Source organism: Methanobrevibacter filiformis (assembly GCF_001639265.1).
Taxonomy (GTDB): domain Archaea; phylum Methanobacteriota; class Methanobacteria; order Methanobacteriales; family Methanobacteriaceae; genus Methanacia; species Methanacia filiformis.
Map to the genome: position 1 here is coordinate 1 of NZ_LWMT01000040.1, position 6,835 is coordinate 6,835.

The window sequence follows — 6,835 nt, forward strand, 5'->3', positions numbered from 1 at the left end:
AAAATTCAATTTATATAACTAATTAAATATCCATATAATTAATTTATCAACAATATAAGACTCTTAAAATACTTATTTAAGAAAATGAGTCTTAATTAATTATCTATTGAATTATGGGACATCTCCTATAAAAAGAAAATTATTAAATACGAATCCTCAATTATTAGATATATTTCTAATTAAAAGTATTACTAAAAAGACTAAAAAGCAAAGATTCATTTCATGAATAAATTTAACCCACTGATTTTAATTCTTAAACTTTTAACTTTTATTTTCAGGATTTTAGAGAAATATCTGATTCTCATTTTTAAAAGTTTGTTTCCAATTTTTAATAATTAAGTGACAAATATATAAACTATGAATACAAAGTATTAATTAAATACATTAATGTACAACTAAGTACAGTACAAAGATGTGAATTAAATGTGGAAAGAACTAAGTAGTGCATTTGAAAAGTATCCTGCAAGACTAAGTGTAGCAGTGAAAATGATAGAATTAGGTCTTAGAGTAGGGGATGATGGAAAAATATATTGTGGAGACCTTAAAATAAATGATGCTTCACTTGCAAAAGTTGCTGAAGTAGACAGACGAGCTATAAAATCAACTATAAAATCTATTTTAAAAGATGAAAAATTATCAAATATATTTAAAAACATAATCCCTGCAGGAACATTACTTAAAAACATAGCCCAAAACATTGGCTTGGGTGTCCTTGAAATTGAAGTAAACCACAAAAATTATGGTATTTTAACAGAAGTAAGTAAATTAATATACTCGAAAAAAATAAATATAAGGCAAGCATATGCTAATGATACTCATATGAATGAAAATCCAGTTTTAACTATAATTACTGAATCCCCAATTCCTGGAGAATTATTAAAAGAATTTTTAAAAATAGAAGGAGTAACACGAGTTTCAATATATTAAGTCTAAATGTTAACTATTATTAATAGTTATTATTAATAAAATTATTAAAGAAGTATGTATAGATTAAGATAGAATTATGTATAGATTAAGATAATATTAACTAATTAAGTCTAAATGTTAACTATTATTAACAGTTATTATTAATAAAATTATTAAAGAAGTATGTATAGATTAAGATAGAATTATGTATAGATTAAGATAATATTAACTAATAAACAGTAAGATGTATATTAGATAAGATATATTAGTAGTAGATATAATTAATTAGAAGACTCTTTTAATTTATCTTCTTCATCTAAGATATCTAATAATTCATCCCATGCTTCAAGAGATTCTTTAGCTGCTTGATCATCTAAAACTTCAATAGCATAACCTGCATGAACAAGAACATATTTACCTAATTCTATGCCATCTACTAAATCTAATTTTATTTGTTGTCTTACTCCTCCAAAATCAACAAAACCTATCTTTTCCTCACTATTTAGCTCAACAATCTGAGCAGGTGCTGCAATACACATAAAAATCCTCCTATATCACATTAATAATTTAATTAATAATCAGTATTTATGTTTAATTATATTGATATTATATCTTATTTGGATGTGACATTATATATAACTATTTAGTTTATGATATGATTTAATATTTTCAATAAAAACAAAATTTGAACAAAATAAACAAATTGTAAATTAAAAATATGAAATTTAAAATTAATAATAAAATAAATAGATATTATAATATAAACTATGAATACTATTAAAAATAATAAAACAAGTATAGTTTATGAATAATATTGAAAGTAATAATTTTATTATTACTATCACTATAAAAGAAATGACAATTCCTATTTAAAATTAAAATATTCCCAATTTATTAATCATTGAAAATGTAAAATTTTAAAAATGATATTAAAATCAAGTAATATTAAAAGGCAATGTCTAAAAACATTAAATACAAATTAAATAAAGGAAATAGTAAAATGAAAAATATTATAATTGGATCAGGACCTGCAGGAAGGCTAGCTGGGCTTGAACTTGGAAAATTAGGTGAAGAAGCAATATTAATTGAAAAGAAATACATTGCAGGAAACTGTTTAAATGAAGGATGTATGGTTATCTGTGCATTAAATGATGTAGCCAGATTTTTAAATAATAAAAAAAGATTTGAAGAATTAGGATTTTTAAAAGGAAATATAGAAATATCTTACTTAGATATTGTAAATAAAATCCATGAAACCCAAAAAATGATTAGAAAGATTCATCAAGAAGAAAATGAATCTGTCAATAATCAGATCATATATGGTGAAGCCAAAGTAAATAATAATGAAGTTACTGTAAACGGTGAAAGCTTCAATTACGATAAATTATTAATAGCTACAGGTGGAAGACCTTTTATTCCAAAAATAAAAGGATTTGAACATGGATTAACAAGTAAAGACATTCTTAAATTAAAAAAAGTTCCTGAAAAGCTAAATATCATTGGTGGAGGGCATATTGCATCTGAATTAGCGGGTTTATTTTCATCCTTTGGAAGTGAGGTTAATTTAATAGTTAGAGGAGAAATGCTTGAAGGATTAGATAAAGATTTACGAAAATATATAATAAACAAAATATTGAAAAATGTTAAAATCCATGAAAATCAAGAGATATTAGAAGTTAAAAAAGATAAACTCGAAGTTTCAAATGGAAAATTTGAAGGATCAACATTATTTGCAACAGGAAGATTGCCAAACTCCAAAATAGTCGAAGATTTAGTAGATTTAGACCAAAAAAAGCATATTAAAGTAAATAAATTAATGGAAACAAGTAAAAAGAATATTTATGCTGCAGGAGACGTTATAGGAGGAATAAACCTAACAACAATAGCAAGAATGGAAGGAATTATAGCTGCAAGAAATATGGCAGGATATTCTAGTGTTTTTAACTACAAAAACATTCCTCAAAGCTTTGCATTGGATATGGATATAGGATACGCAATTAAAACAAACAAAAATCAAGGAGAAAAACAAATAGATAAAGAAGAAACAAAAACAATTTCAATGCCTGGTGCTGGAGGACCTGGAAGCTTTTGGAGAGTATTAAATAAAGATACAGGCTTTTCAAAAATATCTTATAACCCAAAAACAGGAAATATTACTGGAGCATACAGTATTTCACCATCAGCAGTGAGTGATATTGCATTTATAGCATATTTAATGGAAAACAACTTAGAAGACTTTGCAGAAGATTTCATAGAGATACACCCTACAACTAATATATTTCACCATCTTATTGAAAAAATATAATAGAAATAGCTTGTTTAAATTAACAGAACATTAGTAACAAGGTTATTCTATTATAACAGTTTATAGTATTCTATTATAACCTATTATAACAGTTTATAGTATTCTATTATAACATTTCATAGTATTCTATTATAACCTATTATAACAGTTTATAGTATTCTATTAACTGTTTTATTCCATTACTCTATTATTTTACTTCTTATCTTTATTTACTTCATTGATAATGAATTTAGCTATTTTATCTCCAGCTGAAGTTACCTCATTACTGTATTTTTTAGCATTATTTTTTATTTCATCAAGATTCTTCAGAGATTCTTCAATTTGAGTGTTTAAATCTTCTAAATCTGATTCAATTACAGCCCCAGGAAATATTCCTGCCATATTATGATATCTTCCATATTTTACTCTTGTGAGTGCAATAGCTGGAAGTTCACAAGCCATTGCTTCTTGAATCATGACTCCATCATCAGTTAAAACAGCTAAATCGATTAAATCATACAGATCTCTAATCCAATCAATATAGCCTAAATTAATCACTTTTTCTGTATCAATTAAACTAAGATAATCTTCTTCAAGAGGAATTCCAACTAAAAACAAATTATAATGATCAGAAAGAGAAGAATCATAAGTGTAATTTGATACTGCCTTTGCCATCATCTCAAATAAAGAAGAACCTGAAGAGAAAAGAATACTTGGTTTGCTTGGATCAAATAACTTGTTTTTATCCCTATCTCTGATGTTTTTAATAGCTACTTCTTTATTTCCTTTTGTAAGTCCTGTTGTTAAAGGGAAAAATGATTTAATCACATTATTTGGAATTATATCTTCTCTAAATAACTTAGCTTCTGGAAGAACAATACAATTATTTAGTCTTGTACATACTTTCGTGTCAAGTGGTGTGTCAATTATACTTACAGATGGAGTTTTAGCTATTTTAGCACCAATTGCTCCTACAACTGCTCCTCCTCCTATTATACCCACTACAACATCTGTTTTTGATTTTTTAATCAATTTTCGAGCTTGTAATCCTGCTTTTAATGTTCTAAATGCTGCTTTTATTGTAGCTATTTTAGTAGCAGCATGCCCTCCTGCTTGAGGAATTGATATTTTGTACCAATCATATCCATTTTTCTTAAAAATAAGACCAGGAGCTTTAGGATCTAATGCTAATTCACATTCTACACCGTTATCCTCTAATGCACGAGCAATATTAAGTGCATTAACAGCGTCTCCTCCCATTCCTCTTCCAGTTATAACAAGTAAAGCTTTCATTTTATCATATAAATTAATAAGCCAAAATTTAATTACTTAATCCAGTTAACAACATTTTTGTTCCTTTTAGGATTTCCTTCCCTTTCAGAAACCTTATAACCTAATGTAACACCATATAACGGAACATATCCTTCAGGTATCTGTAATTTTGCAACATTTTCAGCATCTTCAAAGAAAATAGCTATTAATCCAACCCAGCAAGAGCCAATGTTTAACCCTTCAGCTGCAAGAAGTATATTTTCAATAGCTGCACTGCAATCTGCCTGAATATTAGTTGCATCTTCCCTACCAGAAACAACAATGACAGTTGGAGCTTCATGTAATATGTTCCTACCTGATTTTGCAATAGCTTGGAAAAATTCATTATCTGATTTCAACATCAAGTCAATAGAAGTTTCATTTATATATTTCAAAAGATCAGAACTTTGAATCACAGTAAAATGCCAAGGCGCTTCCCCTCTGGCTGTTGGTGCCATGATACCAGCATCTAATATCTTTTTAACTTCATCTTCTTTTAATTGTTCATTACTATACTGTCTAACACTTCTACGATTATTAATAACTTCAAATATATCTGTCATGCTTAAAAACTCCTAACATTAGTAATTAAATTAAATAAATTAATTTAACTAATTTAAATAAATTAATTTAGCTAATCCCTACTTATAATGAAATTGAATAAATCAAATAATAATAATAATCAAGTTAATATAGATTAATAAATTGATTTAAATTCAACTAAATATAATTTATATTAAATAATATTTGTTATTTTTAATATAAAAACTTTATTTAAAATATTAATAAAAATTAAAATATTAATAACTGAAATTAGTGATAATAATAATTAAAATAAGATTATAAAAGTAAAAATAATGAATACAAAATTATAGAGCATAATAAGTAAAATAAGAATAAAAAATCATAGAACATAAAGTAAAATAAATGAAATTAAGTCATTTTGTTAAAATATTGTTTTTAAATTTATAAGGTGTTTATTTCATCTATTGTACCTATATGGTGCATATGGGTTGTATAGCAATCTTCTAAAACCAAAAATAATTAGAATAGGAATAGTGACTTTAATTTGTTTTTTTCCAAGTAAAATTCTTCTAACTAAATCTCCTAATCCTCCTCCAGTTAATATATCCATAAAATAATCTCCAAAACATGGATTTTTAATCCCTAAATTTCTAGTTAAGAATTGTTTAAGATATTTTCTTCTCATAAATGCTATTAATGCCGTTGTTGCAATGAATAATAGAAATGTAGCTATAAATCCACCTAAAAGATAGAATATTATCCCAAGTGCTATTGCAAATGCATGATTTCCTACTTCACCCATCATTATTAAACCTTTATAATCTAAAGGAGCATAACCTAAACATATAACAGCTATTATTATTGGAGAAAAGAACACTAAAGACTCTGATAACACAGGAATTCCAATGATGAACATAGAAAGTACTGTAAAAACGCTCATTAATATTACAACACTACATGTTATCCCTGGTTGCATGTCTGATATGTTTAATGGTTGAACAAGTAGTGCTACAAGGATTATTGATGGTCCCATCAATGGATATCCTAAACAAATTACAGATAATATACCAATACCTCTAAATAATTGTCCCCATTCTATAGAAGACTTGCCAATTTTCCTCCTACCTAATATATCATCAAGAAATGCAAAAATACCCATTAACAATACTAACTCATTAAATCGAGGAGGTAAAAGCACACTTAATAAAATAAAAGGAACTACTCCAATACCACGAGGAGTACCTCCCCTAACAGAAGAAGAGTATAAATTCCCTAAAACACCAAGCTTAGCTAATTTACGGAATATAATGTTTAAAGCCATGGTTGATACGAAAGCTAAAATAAACGCCCATATTATTAATGAAATAGAGGTATTTAAAAGTACAGAGGTCATAGTTTAAGTTCCTAATATAATGATTTAAATATTAAAATTACGAATTGAACAAATTATAGTCAATTTTAATAAGATTGAATCAAGTATTAATAAATAAATATATTAATTTATAAAATATTACATTTTATTTATATATCTAATAATATATAATATTTATTCTTATTTTAATAATTTAAAAGGAAATTTAAGAAAAAATAAGAATAGCTATTAAAATAAATGACTAAACTAAACTACAGTGAAAAAATTATAATTAATAAGATAAAAATAAGTAATATAAAAATGATATAAAGGAGTTTATCCATAATTAAAATAAAGGTTTATGATTGTTGGATATGGTTTTAGATGTTTTTTAGTTTTTGTTTTAGTTTTTTGGTCTATTTTTTGTGTTTTAGTTTTAAACTTTTTAAATGTGTTTT

The 6,835-nt window shown here is 25.7% G+C and carries 6 protein-coding genes; 2 read left to right on the forward strand and 4 right to left on the reverse strand.

Translation table 11 applies throughout. The features are described 5' to 3' along the window. The first annotated feature begins 423 nt into the window (after nucleotides 1–423). Nucleotides 424–927 carry an amino acid-binding protein gene (locus MBFIL_RS01555; RefSeq protein WP_066970821.1) on the forward strand — a complete coding sequence of 168 codons (504 nt, stop codon included), beginning with the start codon at nucleotides 424–426 and terminating at the stop codon, nucleotides 925–927. Nucleotides 928–1,187: 260 nt separating this feature from the next. Here the strand turns inward: MBFIL_RS01555 and MBFIL_RS01560 are convergent, their stop codons facing one another. Beyond that, the gene (locus MBFIL_RS01560) at nucleotides 1,188–1,445 is read right to left on the reverse strand and encodes a HypC/HybG/HupF family hydrogenase formation chaperone (protein WP_066970823.1); all 258 of its coding nucleotides are present in this window, start codon (nucleotides 1,443–1,445) and stop codon (nucleotides 1,188–1,190) included. 461 nt (nucleotides 1,446–1,906) lie between these two features. Here MBFIL_RS01560 and MBFIL_RS01565 point away from each other — a divergent pair, with 461 nt between their 5' ends. Then, complete coding sequence (locus tag MBFIL_RS01565; protein ID WP_066970832.1) at nucleotides 1,907–3,211, forward strand: FAD-dependent oxidoreductase; 1,305 nt, start codon at nucleotides 1,907–1,909, stop codon at nucleotides 3,209–3,211. 192 nt (nucleotides 3,212–3,403) lie between these two features. Here MBFIL_RS01565 and MBFIL_RS01570 read toward each other — a convergent pair whose 3' ends face one another. The 3 genes from MBFIL_RS01570 to MBFIL_RS01580 form a co-directional block, all read right to left on the reverse strand. Next, a complete protein-coding gene (locus MBFIL_RS01570) occupies nucleotides 3,404–4,483 on the reverse strand; it encodes a glycosyltransferase (protein ID WP_066970825.1) in 1,080 nt (359 codons plus the stop codon). 32 nt (nucleotides 4,484–4,515) lie between these two features. Then, entirely contained in the window at nucleotides 4,516–5,064 is a 549-nt protein-coding gene (locus MBFIL_RS01575; RefSeq protein WP_066970827.1) for a nitroreductase family protein, read from the reverse strand. Between the two features lie 419 nt (nucleotides 5,065–5,483). Next, nucleotides 5,484–6,419 carry a cell wall biosynthesis protein gene (locus MBFIL_RS01580; RefSeq protein ID WP_066970829.1) on the reverse strand — a complete coding sequence of 312 codons (936 nt, stop codon included), beginning with the start codon at nucleotides 6,417–6,419 and terminating at the stop codon, nucleotides 5,484–5,486. Nucleotides 6,420–6,835 lie beyond the last annotated feature (416 nt).